General features: G+C 65.2%; 1 protein-coding gene. It reads left to right on the top strand.

Annotated elements, in window-relative coordinates; genetic code table 11:
- Positions 1-1,524: AAA family ATPase (locus ACH4F2_RS36040; RefSeq protein WP_398136812.1), on the top strand; the 1,524-nt coding region annotated here is incomplete at both ends.

Here is a 1,524-nt window from a genome sequence, read left to right as displayed (position 1 = left end):
TGGAGCATCTTGTGATGGCCCTCTCCGAGGAAGGATCGGCCAGCGCGGCCGGGCGGGTCCTCGCCAGTCACGGGGTCACACGAGACGCCTTCCTCACAGCGCTGACGAAGGTGCGCGGCAATCAGCGTGTCACCTCGGCCACCCCGGAGGGGGCGTACGAGGCATTGGAGAAGTACGGGCGCGACCTCGTCTCCGAGGGGCGGGCAGGCAAACTCGATCCGGTCATCGGCCGAGATGCCGAGATCCGCAGGGTAACTCAGATCTTGAGCCGGAAAACGAAGAACAACCCGGTGCTGATCGGCGACCCCGGTGTCGGTAAGACCGCGATTGTCGAGGGTCTCGCCCAGCGGATCGTCCGCGGCGACGTGCCCGAGGGCCTACGCGACAAGACGATCTTCTCGCTCGACATGGGTTCTCTGGTGGCCGGTGCGAAGTACCGCGGCGAGTTCGAGGAGCGACTGCAGGCCGTGCTGTCCGAGGTGAAGGCTGCCGAGGGGCGCATCCTGTTGTTCGTCGACGAGTTGCATACCGTGGTCGGAGCGGGCTCGGTCGGCGGCGAGGGGTCTCTCGACGCCGGCAACATGCTCAAACCGATGCTCGCACGCGGCGAACTGCACATGATCGGTGCCACCACTCTCGACGAGTATCGCAAGCACATCGAATCCGATGCGGCACTGGAGCGTCGATTCCAGACCGTTCTCGTCGACGAGCCCAGTGCCGAGGATGCGATCTCGATTCTGCGCGGACTTCGAGAACGCCTCGAGGTGTTCCATGGCGTGAAAATTCAAGACGGTGCATTGGTGGCCGCCGTGACCCTCTCGCACCGATACATCACCGACCGCTTCCTTCCGGACAAGGCGATCGATCTCGTAGACGAGGCATGCGCTCGGCTCCGCACCGAAATCGATTCGATGCCTGCCGAACTCGACGAGCTCACCCGGAAGGTGACCCGTCTGGAGATCGAAGAGGCCGCACTGTCCAAGGAAACGGACGCGGCCAGCAAGGCGCGCCTCGAAGAATTGCGCAAGGAGCTGGCCGACCTGCGGGCCGAGGCAGACGCCCGGCACGCTCAATGGGAGGCGGAGCGGCAGGCGATCCGGCGGGTGCAAGAACTGCGAGGAGATTTGGAACGGTTGCGCCACGAGGCCGAGGCGGCGGAACGCAACTACGACCTCAATCGGGCCGCCGAGTTGCGGTACGGCGAGATCACCGCGCTGGAGCGCCGGCTCGAGGCGGCGGAGGAGCAACTGGCTACCAGGCAGGGCCGGAATCCGTTGCTGCGTGAAGTGGTCACCGAAGACGAGATCGCAGAGATCGTGGCCGCATGGACGGGTATCCCGGTCGCCCGGCTGCAGGAAGGTGAGCGGGAGAAGTTGTTGAAGCTCGACGAGATTCTCCACGAGAGGGTCGTCGGTCAGGACGAGGCGGTGCAACTGGTCGCGGACGCGGTGATCCGGGCGAGGTCCGGTATCCGTGATCCGCGCCGGCCGATCGGTTCGTTCATTTTCCTGGGCCCGACGGGCG

It is taken from the genome of Streptomyces sp. NPDC017890 (genome assembly GCF_044328675.1).
Taxonomy (GTDB): domain Bacteria; phylum Actinomycetota; class Actinomycetes; order Streptomycetales; family Streptomycetaceae; genus Streptomyces.
Note: the sequence above shows the minus strand (reverse complement) of the source record. Positions and strands in the feature narration are given on the sequence as shown.